The sequence below is a fragment of the Raoultella sp. T31 genome (genome assembly GCF_002806725.1).
GTDB lineage: Bacteria > Pseudomonadota > Gammaproteobacteria > Enterobacterales > Enterobacteriaceae > Klebsiella > Klebsiella electrica.
On sequence record NZ_PIBO01000012.1, the window covers coordinates 77280 to 97701 of the forward strand.

The following is a 20422-nucleotide window of genomic DNA, read 5'->3' on the forward strand; positions in this document are numbered from 1 at the left end:
TCGCGATTAAAACAGAAACAGCTAATCAAGATTACTGGGTAAATCAGGTAACCGACGAAACTTTCGCCTCATACACGCTTGTTCAACCTTCCCATGTCATCCTCTCAGTAAGGGCATCTATCACGACACTCAGGTGACACATCCTGATGTTTCCTTCGCGGTACCGTCCACTCCTCGCGCTCACCCGGTTTTCGTCACGACTCTATCTTTATTCAAAAACTGTGATCTTATACATTATTTTTTAAAACCATATAGTTTTAAAATGCATCGCAACACAACAGGGATAAAGATGAACAACACACAATGACGGAATGAATCATGAAAAAAACAATACTGACAATTACATTAGCACTTGCTTCGTTCAATAGCTCAGCAGATATAAATTTCGATACCTCTTCCGGAAAACTTAAGCTGTACGGGGACGTCGAGTTCAATACCGATGCAGCCAGCAGCTCGAAGCAACTGACCTCCACACGCACCAGCCCAAATAAAGACTGGAGCGCAAGTGATAACGACCGCTGGAGCATTAATGGCCGCATATTACTGGGCCTGGACGGCTATCGGGAATTATCCAGCGGTAATTTTGCAGGTTTTACCGCTCAATCGTTGGCAGACATGAGTGGCCATATGAATCTGGATGATGCGGCCTTTTACTTCGGGCAGAAAGAGGGGAACAAAGATAGCTGGCGCGCCACTATAGGGCGCTTCGAAGCTTATGATATGTTCCCGCTCAACCAGGATACCTTTGTGGAATATTCAGGTAATACGGCTAATGACCTGTATGCCGATGGGTTTGGATATATCTATATGATGAAAGAAGGCCGCGGACGTAGCAACAGTGGCGGTAACTTCATGTTAAGTAAATCCATTGATGAATGGTACTTTGAACTGAATAGTCTGGTGGAGGATGGCAGCGACCTGTTCGCTGGCGGCTCTTATCATGGAAATACCCTGACCAGAAAGAAAAACACGATCTACCTTCGACCCGTTATCGCCTGGCGTGGAGACAATTTCACTACCGCCGTTGCAGCAGAAAGCAATGTCATTAACAATGCCTATGGTTACCATGATGCCAGTGGAGAATGGCAGGATCAGTCCAGACGCAACGGTTTTGGCTGGACGTCAACCCTGAAAGTTGATAACGATATTACCACTAACATAAATCTCGCGTTTATGGATGCTGAGGATGAAAAAGATTTCACCGCAGGTGCGAATATTTTGTGGGATAAATTTGAAGTAGGTTATATCTGGGCCAGGAATAAAATCGCCTCATTTAGTCCTACCCTGCATGTAAATAATGATGATTTTATCGATCGGGATGGAAAGTACCAGATTCACACTATCCACACCTCATATCGTTTCGCCCACGTATTAGATATGGATAACTTTGATATTTTCCTGGGAGCGTACTGGTCACAAATAAAACGCAATTCAGACAATCTCTATTCTGGTGAAGATAATTCTGACGATCGTTACGGTGTACGTGCACGTTTTAAATACTATTTTTAAACTTATTGTCATCCATTCACATTTTGCCGTAGTGAATGGGTTACAGGGGCCATGATGAAACATCAATCTCTGAAAACGGCATAGGTATTGAGAACGAAGAAAGCCGAATAGCCGATGGCCAGGTAAATAACGACTATCGTATCAGTTTTATGCGTCAGCAGCTGGTGGCAGCCCACCAGCAGAAGAATTAAAGGAGCCTTATGAATATCTCATTAGACAGTATTGCCAGTTTTTCACAAAAACTGGCGGGACAGGTTCATCTGAGAAGCCTGCGAGATAGTTTTATCATCGCGATCCCCTTTCTGGTCCTGGCTGGTCTGGTCATTATGGTTAACTATGTTTTTCTTGATCCCAACGGATTCATGAGAAATATTATTTCTGCCGAAACCATGACCTATTATCGCGGGATCGGTGAGCGGGCATTAAACGGCACCATGAATATATTGTCCGTTATGCTCGCGGTACTGGTAGCTTATTCTCTGGCCAGTAAACGCAAAGCCGAAAGTCCAATTATTGCCGCAATGGTCTCGCTTGCCTGCTTCTATGTGATAATGCCAACCACGGTACAAGTCACAGCACCGGATAGCGATGCCATAATGGTAAGCGGCGTCGTACCCTATGCGCTGACCAATGCAGGAGGGGTATTTCTCGCCATTATTTGTGCCTTCTTATCCACCACTTTGTTTCTGAAGATATCAGCCAGTTCGACGCTGAAAATCTCTCTGGGCGAAGAAGTACCGCCTATGGTGCAGCAATCATTTAATGCTCTGTTCGCCATTATGATCACCGTGGCGCTGTTTGCCTGCGGTACGTTCGCTATCACCTGTTGGTTCGATACCGAACTGTTTGCGCTGATTCAGACCGTGGTGCAAAAACCCCTGGTGCATCTCACTACCAGTCTGCCGGGCTTCATTACGTTAACCACCCTAACCAATCTGCTGTTTTCGCTCGGCATTCATCCTTCCGGGATTATTAACCCAGTTCTGGAACCCCCCTTATTGGTTGCCATGCAGGAAAACATGGCGGCATTCGCCGCCGGACATATACCGCCGCATATCATTGTCCTGCCATTTCGTGACCTGTACGGTCATATGGGCGGTACAGGCTCTACGTTAGCTTTGTTGCTGGCCATCATGTTCCGCACTCGCATGAGCAGCCATAAAAAATTCGCCCGGACGGTGATTGCGCCAGGCGTCTTTAATATCAACGAGCCGGTCATTTTCGGTCTACCGGTGATCCTCAACCCGCTTTTGATGATCCCTTTTATCATCTACCCACAAATCAACTTTATCATCGCCTACTTCGCCACCTCATGGGGCTGGGTATCACACATTGTTGCCTACGTCCCCTGGTCCGTACCGCCCTTCCTCTCCGGATGGTTGGGCTCTGGTGGTGACCTACGTAACGTTGTGTTGCAGGGGATACTGATCATTATTGGTGTCGCCGTTTACCTGCCGTTTCTGCACGCCTACGAACGCGCAATCATGAGCAAAAACACCCGAAAAATTATTGAGGATATCGAACAAACGCCCTCAGACACGACAGAGATAAATAACACATCGGACGGCCATGTGCTGGACGGCAAAACTATCATCCTGATGTGTAACGAAGGTATGTCCACCTCAATGGTGGCTAAAAAAATGCGCCTGTATGCTCAAAGTATCAATTGCACGGCCAATATCAGCGCAACCAACATAGGCAGTCTTGAAGATATTTATCCGCACACGGACCTTATATTCCTCTCACCACAATTGTCTTATATGGAAAGTAAAATACGGGAAACCGTACAGGATCAGTGTCGAGTTGCGCTGGTCAACCCACAACATTTCTCCCATATGGATGGTCAATCCATTATCGAACATGCCGTAACGTTGTTTAAATAAGGAAGCAGTATGATTAATTGTGCATTTATTGGGTTTGGGAAAAGTGCCACCCGATATCATTTACCCTATGTATTGATCCGCGATAAATTTAACGTCAAAACTATTTTTGATATTACACCAAAGCCGGAGGTAGAGTCACAGTTGCAATACCGCGGCATTCAGTTTACCCGTGATGTGAATGACATATTAAAGGATAAATCGGTTCAGCTTGTGGTTATTTGTACACATCCGGACAGCCATTTTGAATATGCCAGAATATGTATAAGACATGGCAAAAATGTGATGGTCGAAAAACCCTTTACCACCACTCTGGCAGAGGCAAAAGAACTGTTATGTCTGGCTAAAGAACATGGGGTAACGGTAACCCCCTTCCAGAATCGCCGCTTTGACTCCTGCTTTCTTACTGTCCGGGAGGTGATTAAAAGTGGCCTGATTGGCGATATTGTGGAAATCGAAAGCCACTTCGACTATTACCGCCCCGAGGCTGAGCCCCAGGAGAATCATCCGTTTAACGGTGCGTTTTATGGCCTGGGTATTCATACCCTTGATCAGATGTTGTCCCTGTTTGGCAGACCTCGTCAGGTCGCTTACGATATCCGCAGTCTGCGTCGGGATGGAAATCCGGATGATATATTTGAAACCCAGTTGTTCTATGGTGATCTGAAGGCGATTATCAAAACCAGCCACATTGTCATGACCCCATATCCAAAATTCATTGTCCATGGAACCCGCGGCTCGTTTATCAAAGGACAAATCGATCGGCAGGAAGCCTGTCTGAAAAACAACATTATGCCGGATGATCCTTTATTCTGCGCAGACAGCGAGCCAGGTATCATTGAGTACATCAACGAAAAAAACGAGATCGTTAAACGAGAAGTCCCGGCCGCTCGCGGAGATTATGGCGGTGTCTACGATGCGCTTTATGAGACCATCGTCAACGGTGCGCCAGGTTACGTGAGTGAGACCGACATTATCACGAACCTCGAAATTCTTGAGCGCGGCTTTGAGCACGCTTCACCATCAATAATCACACTGGATTACTGACATGAAACGTCTACTAAACTGTCGTGCGTCAGATTTTCGGAACCAGCCCACAGCCAGCGGTCTCTTTACGGCCATCCAGGCATCGGAAGGGCGAGTCGTTCTTGCCGAGGTGGCCGCAGAGAGCACCCCGCTCTATCCTGATATCACGGGTGCGGAACTGGTCAGCGCATTCGGCGCCGATATGATTTTACTCAAGAGCTATAACACCGATACCCACACCATAGCAGGTATGCCGGAAGGGGGCGGCTGGCAGCGAATAAAAGATCTGACCGGCAGGCTGGTGGGTATTAGCCTTGAAATCGGCGATAAGCAGAATACTGAAAATCCACGTCGGCTTTCGCTCAGGACACTGGAAAATATTCAACAAGCCGATTTTCTTTGCCTGACAGGGTATGACAAACCAGAACTGAATATGCAGACTATGCTGGAGGCGATAGACCTGGCGCAGGCGCATTTCCCTGGTTTCATCATCGCCGCGAAATTTTATGCCGCTGGTCTGGCTTCAGCAAAAGAGTATGCAGGCTATATTCACGCAGGTGCGCATGCCATCATCGTTCCGGCCCCTGGTACCTGTCAGGGGAGCAGTGAAAGTGTCGTAGCCGATATTATCCACGCGGTTCATCAGACCGGCGGACTGGCGATAACCACCATCAGTAGTAGCCAGGAAGGAGCGGATGCTGAGACGGTTAAGCTAATTGGTCTGGCAAGCAAGCGCTGCGGCAGTGATATACATAACTTTGGCGATGCCGGTTGTTGCGGGATAGCCGATCCGGAAGCGATTCGGGCACTTTCTGTTGCAATACGTGGTAAAAGACATACTTATGTGAGGATGGCAGCATCCATCTTACGTTAGGATGTTTATCTGCCGTAAACTATAGTATAACAGACCTATGTCTATAGGTCTGTTATGAAAAGTATATGCCTAAGTATATTGATATATATAATGAATTAAAAAAGAGAATTATTTCTGGTTATTATGAACAAAACAGCCAACTGCCTGAAGGACGAAAGCTTGCGCTGGTTTTTGATTGCAGTGAACTCACAATCACCAAGGCGCTTGATATCCTTGTCAAGGAAGGTTTCGTCGTCAGAAAAAGAGGATTAGGCTCTTTTGTAAAACTTCCGTTCAATGCTTCTTTCAATAACCATCTGACAGGGACAAAGGCACGCTGCCTGGGCTCCGGGAAAAATATTGAAACCCGGGTAATTGAATTCTCCGCAATCCCCGCGCCTCCTGAGATTCAGGAAAAACTACAGCTTAACAGCGATGAAATGGTTTATTCAATTCTGCGTGTAAGAGTGATCAACACGCTCCCCTCGATCATTGAAAAAACCTATATGCCGGTAAATATTATCCCCGGACTCAACTATAGTAACGTTGCCGATTCAATCTATGCTTATATTACCGAGGTACTGGGTTATAACGTACACAGTAGCCATATGATGATCACCGCAGCCCTGTCAGATGAACGACAATGCACCCTGCTTGAGTTCCCTTCCCCTGAAGTTGTTATTCACGTTGAACAAACAGCTTATTTAGATAACGGGAAGCTATTCGAATATTCTGTAGCCTCCCATCGCTATAATACATTTCAGTTTGCAACAGAATTTATCAAATACAATTGATCCCTGTTTTTTTTCCAAATCAATTCCGGGAGGAAATGGTGGCCTCCTGGTTTTTAAACTCTCATCACTGCTAAAGGCTGGTTGCCTGACGGCAAACCGATTTTAGCTTCTGGGTCCAGACATCGCTGAATTTTCTGATTAGCGATCTCCACGGGTTCAGCCAGCCGCCGGTACACAGCAGCGATATTTCTACGGATGAGACTATCTCTTTGCGGATTGATGCCAGTGATAATCCCCCCTCTTTTGCTATTCTCCTGGTGAAAAGTGTGGTGCCCGCCGGGTGGCGATGTGGAATACAGTAAGCTGGCAGACGAACACTTTACAGAACGTGGCGATGAGCGTTTTACCGGCGCATTTGTCGGCATTTGCTGTCAGGCATTCACCGATAAAAACATCCACACGGATTTCGATGACTTTGCCCATAGCACGCTGTAACCCGCCTCTCCGCCCACTCAACCTCATCACCCCTTCGTGGTTCTGACCGCTCCGAACGGCGGTATGGCGGGAACGCTCGCCTGGCGGCCCCTCGCTCTTTTTTACCCGGTTCAGGGGCTATCCTCTGATCCGCGCTCAACAAGTCTGTACATTTTTTAGCCCCACCGCCACGGATACACCGCGGCATTCATCGAATAATGTCCTGTGCAAACATAAGTTTTATTTTACTAATAAGATGCGAAATATGATTTTCTTATTTACACCGCAATAATAGCTCCGCGCGGAAGGTGAGATGCCATTAAAAGCCGTATCATTTCTGTCTGACGAGGATTATGATGATGGTCATTTCGCTATTCGGTGGTTGAGAGTTAAATGGATCTTATCGGCATTATTATGTCGGCGGGAAAATCCTCCGTTGATGTCGCACTTTATACGCTATTACCCATTATGGTCGTCATGCTGATGATCATGAAATACCTGGAAGTCCGCGGTGTGCTGGACGTTATCGTCCGCTGGGTCGCGCCGCTGCTCAAGCCATTTGGCCTTGGCGGCATGAGCGCATTCGCATTGATTCAGATAAACTTTGTCAGCTTCGCCGCGCCGTTGGCCACGCTGGCCATTATGGATAAGCGCGGCGTCTCAGATAGACAGATGGCCGCCACGCTCGCCATGGTCTTTGCCATGGGCCAGGGCAACGTCTTCTACCCTCTCACCCCTTTCGGCCTGCACTGGATGGCCTCGATTTGCATTTCGATTATCGGCGGTCTGTGCGCGGGTGCGGTCACCTGGCACGTCATCGGGCGCCGTCTGTCAGTGATGGAGAATGCCCGGGCGGAAGCGCTGCCCAACGCCGAACAAAACAGCCAGGGCGTGATTGCGGTCATTAACAATGCGGGATCTGATGCCATTCGTCTTGCGCTCGGCGCGGTGCCGATGTTGATCCTGTCATTAACTATCGTCGGGGTGCTACAGGCGGCCGGCATTATTAACATGCTTCAGCACCTGCTGATGCCGCTACTGCAGTGGCTGCATATTCCAGTCAACTTCGTCCTTCCTGCGCTGGTCAAATGTATCGCAGGCGGTATGGCCTATTTTGGCGTGGTCTCTGAACTGGTGCAGCAAGGCAAAGTCACCATCAGCCAGCTCAATGCCTCCGCCGGACTATTCATTCAGACCTTCGATCTGCCCGGCATTGGTATATTCCTCGGCGTGAGCTCGCGATTTGTTCGTCTGTTCCGCTTTGCCGCTCCCGGTGCTATCATCGGTATTCTTATTCGGACCATTATGCACGTGACAATATTCTGAATCTTTGTAAATTAAACGCAGCCTAAACCATTAGGCTATTCTTATTGTCATAAAAAAGGTAACGGGCAATTATCGTCGGAAATAGCGCTGATCAGGGAATGTCTTATGGAATGGTGGGTAAAAAAAGTACAATCTTCGGAGAAATCACCAGATTATTGCGCAGTATTACAAAGCTCGCATTTATTGGTTATTGCCGAAATCACCACCCGGCAGTGCGCTTTACAGTGCGGAGATAAACTCACGCCGCTGGCAAATGCCCTGTATTGCCTCAATGACGATCCGGCAAAAATACTAAAAGTGATAAAAGCCACGTACTTCAGCAACGAACGCTGGGCGGAAATCGCCAAATCTGAGTAATAAATAAGCACCATCCCCTTCAGCAATAATATTTAATGCAAACACCTTCACTGTACTGCGGATGAAATTCCCCTTCGCTCTTTTCCGTCTGTGACATACTATCAGGCATGTCAGCAGACCTGAAAAAAGGAGCGAAGATGAACCACAAGGCCGCCAGTCTGACCCCGGAACAAGCGCTGAATCAGCTTGAACTGCAATATGAGCGTTCGGTCAATGCATTACGTAAAGCCATCGGCGAATATATCAACCACAGCGTTCTCCCGGATGACGACGCTCGTGCTAACGGCTTGTTTGTTTATCCGCAACTGTCCGTGTCGTGGGACGGCACGGACCATAAAGCGCTAAAAACCCGGGCCTGGGGACGCTTCACCCATGCCGGTTGCTACACTACCACCATTACCAACCCTAAGCTGTTTCGCGCCTACCTGCTGGAGCAGCTAACATCGTTGTATCAGGATTACGGTGCGCATATCAGCGTCGGGTTGTCGCGGCATGAAATCCCTTATCCGTATGTCATCGACGGCTCCGCTTTAACGCTCGATCGCTCGATGAGTGCTGGCCTGACCCGCTACTTTCCGACCACCGAGCTGTCGCAAATTGGCGATGAAACCGCGGACGGACTGTTCCATCCCACCGAACACCACCCGCTTTCCCATTTCGATGCCCGCCGCGTCGATTTCTCTCTCGCGCGCCTGCGCCACTATACCGGGACGCCGGTCGATCATTTTCAGCCGTACGTTCTGTTTACCAACTACACCCGCTACGTTGATGAGTTCGTGAGCTGGGGATGCAGTCAGATTCTCGATCCTGACAGCCCCTATATCGCACTTTCCTGTGCCGGCGGGATCTGGATAACAGCCGATACGCAAGCGCCGGAGCAGGCCATTTCCGATCTGGCGTGGAAAAAACATCAGATGCCCGCCTGGCATCTGATCACCAAAGAGGGTCAGGGAATTACGCTGATTAATATTGGCGTCGGTCCGGCCAACGCCAAGAACATCTGCGATCATCTGGCGGTGCTGCGTCCTGACGTCTGGCTGATGATTGGTCACTGCGGCGGTCTGCGTGAAAGCCAGACCATCGGCGACTACGTGCTGGCCCACGCTTATCTGCGTGATGACCACGTTCTGGATGCGGTGCTGCCGCCGGATATCCCGATTCCCAGCATTGCCGAAGTACAGCGCGCGCTGTACGACGCCACCAAGCAAATCAGCGGCATGCCTGGCGAAGAGGTTAAACAGCGACTGCGTACCGGCACGGTGGTCACCACCGATGACCGCAACTGGGAGCTGCGCTATTCCGCCTCGGCGCTGCGCTTCAACCTCAGCCGCGCCGTGGCCATCGACATGGAGAGCGCCACCATCGCGGCCCAGGGCTACCGCTTCCGCGTCCCGTACGGCACGCTGCTCTGCGTGTCTGATAAACCGCTGCATGGCGAAATTAAGCTGCCGGGCCAGGCCAACCGCTTTTATGAAGGAGCTATTTCCGAGCATCTGCAGATAGGCATTAAAGCCATCGATCTGCTGCGTGCGGAGGGTGACCACATGCATTCGCGCAAGCTGCGTACCTTCAACGAACCGCCGTTCCGCTAGCCCTTCCCCCTCTTTGCCCGCCGCCACGGCGGGCAAAGATCAAGCGACGAACCGGCCTCGCCACCAACCACTATCGGCCCGGCAGCGGGTCCCGGTCAGGGTAAATCCTGAGCGCGGTATAACTCATCGCCTTCCGTTATAACGCCTGTTAATCAAAGCGCGATAAAATCGTTTCTTTCTATTGGGAGTGGATATGCGACCACTTGCGCAGGCATCACAGGGTTTATTCTCCTCGGTAAACTATGTTCTGACCGATATGGATGAGACGCTCACTTTCCGCGGGCGGCTTTCTGCCGCCACCTATGGGGCATTAGAGCGGCTGCAATCTGCCGGGATCCGGGTGATACCGGTCACTGGCGCCCCGGCAGGATGGTGCGATCAGATGGTCAGAATGTGGCCTGTCGATGGTGTCATCGGCGAGAATGGCGGTTTTTTCTTTCAGCGTGCCGCCGAGGGTCATGGGGTAACACGCCATTTTTGGCATGCGGACAAGCAGGCCGATGAGCAGGAAAAACTCACCGTGATGGCACGGAAAATCACCGCACAATACCGCTGGGCAACCCTTGCGGAAGACCAGCCTTTCCGCCTGTCCAGCCTGGCCTTTAACCTGCCTGCTAATACCACGCACCTTGGCGCTCTGCGTCAGTCATTGCACGAGGCCGGGTTAAAGACCACGGTGAATAATTTATGGCTGCTGGCCTGGTCCGGGGAATACGATAAATTAATCATGAGCCGTCACGTCCTCAGGACGTTTTACCACCTGGATGAACGGGCCGCACAGGATAGCGTCTTTTATAGCGGAGACTCTGAAAATGACGCCCCGATGTTTGCCGGATTCCGGCATACCCTCGGTATGAGTACCCTGCGCCATCAGCGGGCTTCCATCCCGGCGCTACCGGCATGGATAAGCCAGGGTCCCGGGGGAGACGGTTTTATCGAAGGGGTGGATAAAATACTGGAGCACAAAAGAGCACGGGCATCGCAGCTTAATGCCAAGCTTTAATCCGCCGGCTGCCGTTAGCAGGCATAGAGAGTTTACCTTCCTGCCAGGCGGAAATCGTTTTATCCCGGCCGGTCGCTTTGGGGGCGGGTGTCGGCACTCGCTTTTCACTGCCCAGCATCCGGAGCACATCTTGCGGGAATGGCGAAGCCAGCAGATGAAAGCGAATGCCTGACGGCGATAGCAGCGCCACTCTCAGGGCCCTGCAGTCGCGTGGGTAGGACGACGCGGGATTGTGGTCGGCTATCGGGGATACCATTGAAAGCAAAAAACCCGCTTAAGTTTCCTTAAGCGGGCTTTTAAAATATGGCTCCTCTGACTGGACTCGAACCAGTGACATACGGATTAACAGTCCGCCGTTCTACCGACTGAACTACAGAGGAATCGTGTGAACGGGGCGAATATTAACGGCGCTGCCTGACCTTGTCAAAGGCTGTTTTCACAATTTAAATCGTTTGCCGATTTATTCTCCACTTTGGGCAAAAAGTATCGTTTTGCCTGAAAAAGGGTTATGTTTCGTCCACTTGAATCTTGCTGCGCGGATATTTCCATAGCCAGCGCCCGCTGACCATTCGGCAATAGAACAGCACGCCACGCACCGCCCAATCGAGCACCATTCCCAGCCAGACGCCAATCACCCCCATTCCCAGCACAATGCCCAGGGTATAACCCGCCACGACACGGCAACCCCACATTCCTAGCATCGATACCCACATGGTGTAGCGTACATCACGCGCGCCTTTAAAGGCGCAGGGCAGGATCCACGAAGTCGCCCAGATTGGCATAAAGAAGGCGTTGAGCCACAGTAGATCTTTGACCACCACTTTGACATCTTCTTCGCTGGTGTAAAAAGAGGCGATCAGATTGGCAAACGGCGCCGTCCCCCACGCAATCACCGTCAGAACGATGGTTGATAACCAAAAGACATGCCACGCCTGACGCTCCGCCTGGCCGATTTGCCCTTTTCCCAGCCGTTTACCGGTAATAATCGTCGAAGCGGAACCCAGCGCGTTCCCCGGCAGGTTAATCAACGCGGCGAAGGAAAAGGCGATGAAGTTGCCGGCGATAACGTTGGTCCCCATCCCCGCAACAAACATCTGCGTCAGCAGCTTGCCGCCGTTGAACAGGACCGATTCAATACTCGCCGGGATGCCAATGCCCATCACTTCCCAGATAATCGCCAGGTTGAACGGCTGAAAGTAGCTTTTCAGCGAGATGCGCAGCGCCGGGTTAAAACCAATGGCCAGCACCCAGACTATCGCCACGGCGCCAATATAGCGGGCGATGGTCAGCCCGAGACCGGCGCCGACAAATCCCAGCCCCGGCCAGGAAAAAATGCCGTAGATCAGGATGCTGCTGATAATAATGTTGAGGATGTTCATCCCTCCATTGATCAACAGAGGGATTTTGGTATTACCCGCCCCGCGCAATGCCCCGCTGCCAATAAGCACGATGGCCGCCGCCGGGTAGCTTAATACCGTCAGCTCCAGATAGGTCAGCGCCATGGCCTTCACCTGCGCAGAAGCCTCGCCGGCGACAAAATTAATGATCTCGCTGCCGAATGCATGGATCGCGGCCGCCAGCAGAACAGAGAACAGCGTCATGATCGCCAGCGATTGTCTTGCCGCCGCCCTCGCCCGCCGCCGGTCGCGTTTGCCGAGGCTAAAGGCGACCACCACCGTCGTGCCGAGATCGATGGCGGCAAAGAACGACATAATCACCATATTAAAGCTGTCGGCCAGCCCCACCCCGGCCATGGCCTCTTTTCCCAGCCAGCTGACCAGGAACGTACTCAGTACGCCCATCAGCAAAACGCAGGTGTTTTCGAGGAAAATAGGCACCGCAAGAGGGCTGATTTCACGCCAGTAAAGAACCCGATAACTTTTACGCTTTTTGAACCAGGAGGTGCGTGTAAAGACCTGGCTTACTGCGGAGGTGACGTTCAAAGGAGACCTTAGTGAGAAAAGTTGAAACTACATTTCAAATAATGATAGAGAATGGCGGATCCTGCAAAACATTTTTCCTGATTAATTGTCGTTAATAGCAACAAATTGTTGACGGAAGCGGCAGTTGAACATTTGCGGGCAAATTGATGTTTGACAAAATTTTTTTCGCCGCTAAGATACGACCCCACAACGATTCCTCTGTAGTTCAGTCGGTAGAACGGCGGACTGTTAATCCGTATGTCACTGGTTCGAGTCCAGTCAGAGGAGCCAAATTCCTGTTTTCAGGCGTACTTATAAGTCCCTATTCAATTAGGTTTCAATAAGTTAGCGTGAAAATATTTCCCGATGCGTATCTAGTTTTCCCTGCGCATCCGGCGAAATTGGTAGTCTGATTTGGGGTCATTTCAGTTCGATAATGGAGTGACCACCACATGTCCCTGTCCGACACGAAAATCCGCAGTATCAAGCCTTCTGATAAACCCTTTAAACTGACCGATTCTCATGGTCTGTATCTGCTTGTCAGTCCGGGCGGTTCACGCCTCTGGTATCTCAAATATCGCTTCAACCGAAAAGAATCCCGCATCGCATTAGGTGCATATCCGCAGGTCTCGCTTTCCGACGCCCGCCAGCAGCGCGATGGTATCCGTAAACTGCTGGCGCAGAATATCAATCCCGCGCAACAACGCATGACTGAAAAAGCCGCCGCGTCCCCGGAAAAATGCTTTGAAGCTGTTGCGCTGGCATGGCACAAAACCAACAAGAAATGGTCAGCTGACTACGCTGAACGCATCCTTGCCAGTATGAAAAATCATATCTTTCCGGCTATTGGTCATCTGCCCGTCATTCTGCTGAAAACACAGCTTTCCCCGGCGCGCAGGCCGATAGCTCCTGTTTTTGTCGGGGCTGCGAACGATACCTTAGCGCCGGGGCGGCAGCCGTTGAGGTATTCTGGGGTATCGGTTGTGCTCTCTGAGCAGCCGCCCGCGTTAGCGGGTTATCCCCCGGATCGTCCTGATCCACCTCCGGTATCGGTTCATGTTCTCCTTATGGGTAAAATGGCCTGAAAAGGCAGTGTCAGAATCCAGCCATGAGCTGGCATAGTTGAGTTATCTGGTGCAGGTCGAAAGGGCTGCGTGCGTCACTTTCCCGCTTCGCGCGGGTAAAAGTGACGCACGGGTCTGGTGCAGTGTTAAAAATTATGGTACGGGTGCAGTTTTACGGCCATGCGGCAGCAAAGCCTGACGGCAATGCAGGCCGCTGTCCGTCAGGTAAAAGGCGCTAAGAGTGCCAGAAGATACAGGTCAGCCGGGATAATTCCGGTGCGGGACAGAATCGGGTCAGCAGGCTGGCGCAGTAAAAGGATATATCGTGTTAAAACAGGGGCCTCCGTCGCGATAATCTGCGACCCGGTGTTTGCAGAGGTCTGCACCGATAAAGGGCTCAACCATCCTGATAACAGGCGCTTCTTTCAGGTTGTGAAGCGAGGGAACCGTCCGCAGACAGTGTATGGCAAGAGGGAGATTATGCCGGTATTGCAGGTGCAGAAAGGAAAAACTGTTTTTACCTGCAAAAAGATTTTTAATCACCTGTAGTGATTAAAAATGAAGGAGCTGTATGTGGCAGCGCCCTCACTCAGTTTACATAAAAAGGATCAGCTCAGAATGGTTACCGGTCGGACAAAACGTCATTCACAACAGCGCCGGGTATACGTTCCGGTCGCATACCCGGCCTGGCGTGCTGCTCTGCTTTCATGTGTTCATCCGCTCCAGTGAACTGCACCTTCCCTGCAGGTCAGTGATTGATTGCAGAAACCGGGTCCGGACGATACCCGCCACATGTGAAGCCGTTCAGGGCCGTTCTTTTGGCATCATTATCTCCTCGGATGTTACGATGTACTCCCGGACGAAATCAGCCTCCGATAATCCAGGGGCGGATTTGTTGCCGCAGGTTTTGTCCGGGGCTTTACTTCTTCGATAAACGGGATGTTATATGAAGATAAACTGGACACGAAAGAGTATTCCTGAACTCGCAGATCTTCCTCCGCGGCTGAGGAATAAAAACTTTAAAGACGCACATAATGCCATTTCCACCCACATTGAATACTGGGCTGGTGCAGCGATTGCTGTCATTTGTAACTTAATTATTTTCAGAATATATGAATATTTCTTTCCGGCTCAGAATACATTTCCTTATAATATAGTCAGGATGTTGTATGTCATCTTTCCCGGAATGATAATCTGGTATCAATTCTGTATTTATGGATGAGGAAACATTATCATCATATACTGGAAAGAGGAAAGGCAACAGATAATGAAAGTGATTCAGAAAAGCTAATAAGGGAAGCGGACGCCAGAGAGTATTACCAGTGGAGAAATGCGCGTCGCTTTATATTTATACTTACCATTATTATGGTATTTTATCTGTTCTGATGCTGACTAAAACAGTAAGGTAAGTGGAAAATGAATGCGAACCCTGTCAAGACAATTCAGATACAATGGTGGAGCGCGCCACTTGCCGTATTGTTTACAGTAGTGCTCTTTTTTATTTTAGATAACACCGGGTTATCGGAAGATATTCATCCTGTGATTCGAACACTGATGCTTAGCGCTGTCTCAGTTATTATGCTATGGGGCATTAACATGTTTTATGGCCGTACGAAGAATGGGAGAACATCGCCATGATAAAATATGCCATTATCGGAGGGATAGCCGGAAGGCTGTTCTTTAGCCTCTGGTCATTGTGCAAAACACTGTCCTGTGATACACCCGTGAATATTGTTTATGCGCTTCCCCTTATTTTGGTATTTGCAGCAGGTGCCGTGGCTGCATACCTCACCAGGAATCGACAGTCGTCACTATAAAAACGGCAATCAGGAATAGAGATTGATATCACACCCCGGTCTCTGCGGCGTCGTACCGGTAATGAGGTAAGTGATAAAAGGTGTCTGGAAATACAGGGGCGAATACAGCACAGCTTGTTGATATTGACTTACTGAGACTAAGGATATTGACAGTAAGGCTTTGCAGGCGCATCTTATACAGGTGAATCAAACAGTTGCATTTTCTCTGGAATTCAGCGGGATGTCCTGTGGTCGTTCAGCTTTAGTTGAAGTCTTACCATCCCGACATGGTTCCGTCAGGTTGGTTCCAGAGTTATGTGCTTTTCCAGTGACTGGATTAAGTTCGTAAAACGGAGAAGGATTTTCTCGTGCGTATTCTCTTTATTGGACCGCCTTTGTATGGGCTGTTATACCCGGTAATTTCCCTGGCTCAGGCTTTTCGTGTGAACGGGCATGAAGTCGTGATTGCCAGTGCAGGTAAATTCACGAATAAAGCGGCAGAAGCTGGTCTGGTTGTTTTTGATGCAGCGCCAGAACTGGATTCAGAAGCGGGCTATTGCTATCAGGAAGAGTTGAGAAAGAAAAGTAACATTGTGGGGCGTTTCTCTTTTTTCAGTGATGAGATGGCGGACCGTCTCGTTGATTTTGCAGGACAATGGCACCCGGATTTAATCGTCTACCCTCCACTTGGTTTAGCCGGACCGCTGATTGCCGCTAAATATGGGATCCCTTCGGTCATGCAGACGGTTGGATTCGCCCATACTTCTGCCCATATCCGGATGGTAACCCGTTCTCTGACCGATGCTTACAGGCGACATGGTGTCAGTGGCCCTGCGCGTGACCTTGCATGGATTGATGTCACACCACCGAGTATGAGCATTCTTAAAAATGATGGTGAGCCTGTTATTTCGATGAGATATGTCCCTTACAACGGAGGCGCTGTCCGGGAGGCCTGGTGGGACAGAGTATCGGGAAGAAAACGTTTGTTGATCAGCCTTGGTACAGTCAAACCAATGGTAGACGGGCTGGATTTGATATCATGGGTGATGGATTCTGCAAATGAGGTGGATGCTGACATCATTCTGCAACTGGGGATGAATGCACGTGCCGGATTGCGAAAACTGCCATCAAATGTGCGTCTGGTTGAGTGGATCCCTATGGGGGTATTTCTCAACGGCGCTGACGGGTTTATTCATCATGGCGGAGCGGGTAATACCCTGACAGCTCTGTATAACGGGATACCTCAGATTGTGTTTGGTGAAGGTGCGGATCGCCCTGTTAATGCAAAAGCAGTTGTGACGCGTGGATGTGGGATCATTCCTGGAGACAATGGCCTGACCAGTGATTTGGTCAATACCTTTCTTTATGATGATTCACTGCGCTTATGTTCAGCACAGGTTGCTGCTGAAATGGCTGAACAGCCCAGCCCTGCTGAGATCGCTGGCCTCCTGGTAGCGAAACTGAAAACCAACTGGCAATAATTTCAGCAGTTGTACAGCATTGCTGGAATTATCTACGCAAGCTGTCATTGGCAATAGTATGTCCTTCATCATATGAGTGAAGGACATTGTTGTGGGGAATGAACCTAAAATAATGATGCAGAAAGGGCTACCAGAACGGTGGAATTATTGCTGGTAAGGCGTTACTCTCTGGTATCTGCTCACGATTATATATCTGTTAATCCATCGATAATTGCCCCACGCCACCAGGCATAATCGTGACCGCCGGTATAGACAGAAACTTCACTTTTCAAACCAGCGGCGAGCAACGATTGATGTAACTGCTGAACATGCGGCACTGTTGCACCTTCTAAAGAACCGACCCCTAACCGGATATTAACATCTTTTGGAAGCGTAGAAAGTACCTGTTTACTTACCCATGAGGTATCATTATCAGTAAACATGATCGGTGTGTTCCTGTCGGGACTCCACCACATTGAAGGGGAGTGGCTGATTACCGTACCAAATATGTCCGGTGCATATAAGGCTGCCATCAGCGCGGTGACTCCGCCGAGGCTTTGCCCGGCCAGGATTGTATTCGAACGACCAGCCCATACGATATCAGGATAATCCTTATATAATCGGGGTATCAGATTCCCTGCAATATCGAGAATCAGTTTTTTGTTACCCCCCAGGATATTCACACGATCAGATTCATTAATATTGTCTATCCCCAGAATGGCCATCGGCGCGATACGTCCAGTAGTAATGGCAATATCTATTGCCCGGGTAATACCGATACGGCCAAACCATGTTTCTGCATCAGGTAATACAAGTAATCCAAGAGGATCTGAGGTTGGATTCTTCGGAAGATAGAAACGAATCTGGCGCTGGTGTCCCGCAACAAAGGAATATGACGTTGAGAGTATACCGGAACAGGTGTGGGAAGTATCATCCCATTCCGTTTGTTCAGGAGCCAGATCAAGAGAAAGGACCGATTCCCCAAACCCTCGTATATTAATTTCTGATGTTTTGTTAAACGGGTCAGACTGGCCGGGTAACGGTGAGAAGCGACCTCCAAGCTGAGAAATTTCTTCCGAAGTCATTCCTGGCGGGATTTCAATGAAGGAGTATGAACCTCGATATGAGGCTGGTAACTCCAGAGTCAGTGTCCAGATATCTGTTGAAGGGATATGAGTCATAAGTCCTTTTTTGACATCTTTTTTATCTGTAACACGGTTCAGGCGAAGATATACGCCTTGTAGCGCCTCTTCCGAGCGCCACAGAAATGTGACCTCCCTATTTTCTGTGTTGCTGCTGCTTTTTGTCATCAGAGGAAAAGCAGCAGACTCAACTTCATGCCAGAAGTGGGTGATATCTATTGGTAGACTTGTGGACAACTGTGCGCGTATTCGTGCTTCCGCACAGATATCATCAAGATTTCCAGGAATAAGAGCCCTCATAAATGGTATACCTTGTAGATAAAATTTATATATTTTATATGATACTGATATGCGATCTTTTTTCAATGACTCAGTACTCATAAATAACTTTAACTATGGCCAACGCAGGCGCGGTTATTTTATTAAATTGTGATGTGGCGATAACTATTTACATCGTCAGGATTTCTCATCCTATGAATTACATAAGATTGATTGTTTTTTCACCGTTAAAATGCCATCTGGATGGACAAAATTCTTTAGGATGTGGCAAAACTATAATTCATAAAACGTAGTTAAACCAATTATATTACTGGGAAGTATAACGCGAATTATAGAGAAGAGATCCGGAGGGTTACAATTACTATTTGAGTACATATCGTTATCTGTGTTTTATCGATAAGGTTATGCAAATTGCGTATTCTGCTCTGAGCGCTCATGGACTGGCATCGACATGTCCTTATCCATAAGTATTTTTTAGCCACTTCTATAGCATTTATTGATAATATTAATCGGGTTAATCCTGACCATATAAATTTAGATCAGAAACACAAATCAAGCGACTTTCCCATCGGACAAACTGCTTTTCAACGTCTGCTGAGATGCACGCGAAGGTCATCGGAGCCTTCATCGAGAGATACATGTTTTACTGACTGGAGTCATTACCATCACCACCACAATTGATTATTCAAAATAGCCCGCATAAGTTACATGCGGGCTTAATTACTCCTCTTGAAATAAAGACATTCCTGACTAAACTCAATAAAAATTCAGTTACAGATCACGCGAATTCACGCACCAATTGTTAAAATCAGGAACATATTGAGGGTAAATCTCAGCTGTTATCTTTCACCAGAGACTGCATTTTTTTATCTTCAGCAGAAGAATCCTCTCCCATATAATCAACGCCCCAACGATGAATACCAGCCACTCCTTATCTGGTAAAAGATATAATGAAAACATTAAAAAAACGGTTACTATAGCTGTTATTAGAATGTTAATTTTTTCATTTGAGAAAAATAGAAAGCTTATCTCAAAGTTAATTAATCTATCCAGCATATATTCCCCCAAATTCTGTTATGAGCCGCCACCAGATGAGGCTGAAGAGGATGTGCAGGCCCCAATTGCTCCAAGAACACCAACAAACGCAGCACCGGGACCAAGAAAGGCTGAAGCTACAGCACCTGCGGCACTAAAGAAACAACTGTTATCAACGCTTTCATACAAAGCACCCGATGCAACTTCTAATTCACTTTCAGTTAATTGTCTCAAGGTCATCACGTTATCCTGGGGATTTAATAAAATATCCATTTATACATGATTTAAAATCTAACAACATGGTTCAGAGATCATGCCCACAACCACAACAGCAGTCACAACCACAGCCGCAAATATATTCATCGTATTCATGTAATGGTTCATTTTTATTGTTATCTTCTCCGGCAGGGACATGAGTGCTATTAGTAGCCTGAATTACAGGATTAAAAGATAAAGGATCCATTTGTCGAAAATGAGGATGAAATTGAGAGTCTTTTACGATCTGGTGCATATCTATTACTGACGGGATATACAGTTTTTCAGCCATTGTAGCATCCTTACTCCGGTTTTGCGCGTTATCAAAATTCATCCTGATATCTCCTTTGAAAGCCGCCATCATTGACAACTGATTAAATTGCCCATGTCAGGAATGGGCTGCTTACCCAGGGTTAACCACTGAAGGTTTATCTAAGGTTACACACCTATCCCTGAACAACGATGAAGATAGTAGCCTTCCAAAAAAACATTTGACTTAGTGTGGTTACTATGTCAGCCTTGCAATGAAAAGTAAATGCTAATTATTATCTTTTACATAAGCATTTCGGGGAGGGGGTATGTGGCTTATTCTTAAAAGACATAATAACAACAGCAGTGTTCCTGGTATGAGACAGCAGATGCAGATTGCCTTAATAATGACGGCAACATTACTCGAGTATTCTTTGTCAATGTTCTGACATTTTGTAACCCGGAG

16 protein-coding genes, 2 tRNA genes and 2 pseudogenes are annotated in these 20422 nt (G+C 48.4%); 15 read left to right on the forward strand and 5 right to left on the reverse strand.

What is annotated here, in order from left to right:
* The first annotated feature begins 315 nt into the window (after positions 1-315).
* The 10 genes from CWM52_RS11020 (at position 316) to CWM52_RS11060 (ending at position 10754) form a co-directional block, all read left to right on the forward strand.
* Positions 316-1509, forward strand: a complete 1194-nt coding sequence (locus CWM52_RS11020) for a carbohydrate porin (protein WP_416308803.1) — start codon at positions 316-318, stop codon at positions 1507-1509.
* A 200-nt stretch (positions 1510-1709) separates the two neighbouring features.
* A complete protein-coding gene (locus tag CWM52_RS11025) occupies positions 1710-3392 on the forward strand; it encodes a PTS transporter subunit EIIC (RefSeq protein WP_100684145.1) in 1683 nt (560 codons plus the stop codon).
* A 9-nt stretch (positions 3393-3401) separates the two neighbouring features.
* Complete coding sequence (locus CWM52_RS11030) at positions 3402-4436, forward strand: oxidoreductase (protein ID WP_100684146.1); 1035 nt, start codon at positions 3402-3404, stop codon at positions 4434-4436.
* A 1-nt stretch (position 4437) separates the two neighbouring features.
* On the forward strand, positions 4438-5289 hold the full coding sequence (locus CWM52_RS11035) for a hypothetical protein (protein WP_100684147.1): 852 nt from the start codon (positions 4438-4440) through the stop codon (positions 5287-5289).
* 65 nt (positions 5290-5354) lie between these two features.
* Entirely contained in the window at positions 5355-6062 is a 708-nt protein-coding gene (locus CWM52_RS11040; RefSeq protein ID WP_100684148.1) for a GntR family transcriptional regulator, read from the forward strand.
* A 288-nt stretch (positions 6063-6350) separates the two neighbouring features.
* The gene (locus tag CWM52_RS26330; protein WP_165457131.1) at positions 6351-6497 is read left to right on the forward strand and encodes a hypothetical protein; all 147 of its coding nucleotides are present in this window, start codon (positions 6351-6353) and stop codon (positions 6495-6497) included.
* 372 nt (positions 6498-6869) lie between these two features.
* Positions 6870-7802 (forward strand): nucleoside recognition domain-containing protein, encoded by a 933-nt coding sequence (locus tag CWM52_RS11045; RefSeq protein ID WP_100684149.1) that lies wholly within the window; start codon positions 6870-6872, stop codon positions 7800-7802.
* Between the two features lie 105 nt (positions 7803-7907).
* Positions 7908-8159, forward strand: a complete 252-nt coding sequence (locus CWM52_RS11050; RefSeq protein ID WP_100684150.1) for a histidine kinase — start codon at positions 7908-7910, stop codon at positions 8157-8159.
* A gap of 137 nt (positions 8160-8296) precedes the next feature.
* Entirely contained in the window at positions 8297-9751 is a 1455-nt protein-coding gene (locus CWM52_RS11055; RefSeq protein ID WP_100684151.1) for an AMP nucleosidase, read from the forward strand.
* A gap of 193 nt (positions 9752-9944) precedes the next feature.
* A complete protein-coding gene (locus CWM52_RS11060) occupies positions 9945-10754 on the forward strand; it encodes an HAD-IIB family hydrolase (RefSeq protein WP_100684152.1) in 810 nt (269 codons plus the stop codon).
* 304 nt (positions 10755-11058) lie between these two features.
* Here CWM52_RS11060 and CWM52_RS11065 read toward each other — a convergent pair.
* From CWM52_RS11065 to CWM52_RS27110, 3 genes are all read right to left on the reverse strand, one after another.
* A tRNA-Asn gene (locus tag CWM52_RS11065) sits at positions 11059-11134 on the reverse strand.
* 126 nt (positions 11135-11260) lie between these two features.
* The gene (locus CWM52_RS11070; RefSeq protein ID WP_100684153.1) at positions 11261-12697 is read right to left on the reverse strand and encodes an EmmdR/YeeO family multidrug/toxin efflux MATE transporter; all 1437 of its coding nucleotides are present in this window, start codon (positions 12695-12697) and stop codon (positions 11261-11263) included.
* 8 nt (positions 12698-12705) lie between these two features.
* Entirely contained in the window at positions 12706-12885 is a 180-nt protein-coding gene (locus tag CWM52_RS27110) for a DUF5951 family protein (protein WP_224742532.1), read from the reverse strand.
* 6 nt (positions 12886-12891) lie between these two features.
* Between CWM52_RS27110 and CWM52_RS11075 the strand changes: the two genes are divergently transcribed.
* The 3 genes and pseudogenes from CWM52_RS11075 to CWM52_RS11105 all read left to right on the forward strand — a co-directional run bounded on the left by CWM52_RS11075 (position 12892) and on the right by CWM52_RS11105 (position 17017).
* Positions 12892-12967: transfer RNA gene (locus CWM52_RS11075), tRNA-Asn, on the forward strand.
* Positions 12968-13128: 161 nt separating this feature from the next.
* Positions 13129-13557, forward strand: a pseudogene (locus CWM52_RS11080) (tyrosine-type recombinase/integrase); the annotation flags it as partial.
* A gap of 2347 nt (positions 13558-15904) precedes the next feature.
* A complete protein-coding gene (locus CWM52_RS11105) occupies positions 15905-17017 on the forward strand; it encodes a nucleotide disphospho-sugar-binding domain-containing protein (protein WP_100684155.1) in 1113 nt (370 codons plus the stop codon).
* Positions 17018-17202: 185 nt separating this feature from the next.
* Here CWM52_RS11105 and CWM52_RS11110 read toward each other — a convergent pair whose 3' ends face one another.
* Positions 17203-18438 (reverse strand): alpha/beta hydrolase-fold protein, encoded by a 1236-nt coding sequence (locus CWM52_RS11110; RefSeq protein ID WP_100684156.1) that lies wholly within the window; start codon positions 18436-18438, stop codon positions 17203-17205.
* A 524-nt stretch (positions 18439-18962) separates the two neighbouring features.
* Between CWM52_RS11110 and CWM52_RS11115 the strand changes: the two are divergent.
* Together CWM52_RS11115 and CWM52_RS26115 are read left to right on the forward strand one after the other, a co-directional pair.
* A pseudogene (locus CWM52_RS11115) lies at positions 18963-19067 on the forward strand (IS1 family transposase); the annotation flags it as partial.
* 263 nt (positions 19068-19330) lie between these two features.
* Positions 19331-19735, forward strand: a complete 405-nt coding sequence (locus CWM52_RS26115) for a hypothetical protein (protein WP_133121740.1) — start codon at positions 19331-19333, stop codon at positions 19733-19735.
* Positions 19736-19756: 21 nt separating this feature from the next.
* On the opposite strand, the gene CWM52_RS26120 is transcribed toward CWM52_RS26115, so the two are convergent.
* A complete protein-coding gene (locus CWM52_RS26120) occupies positions 19757-19999 on the reverse strand; it encodes a hypothetical protein (protein WP_133121741.1) in 243 nt (80 codons plus the stop codon).
* Positions 20000-20422 lie beyond the last annotated feature (423 nt).